Here is a 468-nt window from a genome sequence, read left to right on the forward strand (position 1 = left end):
GACGTACTGTCTGGATACATGTAAGGCGGATTCCCGAACCCAAATACACCTTTCACTGGAGAGCGGTAAGGCGAACCATCTAACCATTTAGATAGAATTCGGTTCTTTTTACTTATATCAAACGTTGCAATCTGTTGATTCAATAAATTAAGTAGCTCATTGTCATTTGAACGAATAACCATGGCTGCTTTGATGTTCTTCCAGCGATCAAGTACATGGTTGACCGCTAAATTCTCGACTCCGCTTTTATGAGCAAGATCCATTGTGGTCACAGGCTCAGCCAGCAAACCATCAACCGAGCCGTCTTCTAATGCGCGAATAGCATCAATGGCCGTATCGAACTCAACTCTCTCAATCGAACTAAGCTGCACGCCAGATCGCTCCAGGTCGATACTATCTCGAACCATGGCAATTCGCCTCTTGCCCTCTTGCTCAATTTTATTGTTGAGGTGATCATCGGTAGGAAGA

At 44.7% G+C, this 468-nt stretch carries 1 protein-coding gene; it reads right to left on the reverse strand.

The features are described from left to right. Window positions 1–468 (reverse strand): hypothetical protein (locus tag AB4512_RS23110; RefSeq protein WP_372175857.1); only part of this gene is annotated, 468 nt, incomplete at both ends.

Source organism: Vibrio sp. 10N.222.52.B7 (assembly GCF_041474275.1).
GTDB lineage: Bacteria > Pseudomonadota > Gammaproteobacteria > Enterobacterales > Vibrionaceae > Vibrio > Vibrio crassostreae_C.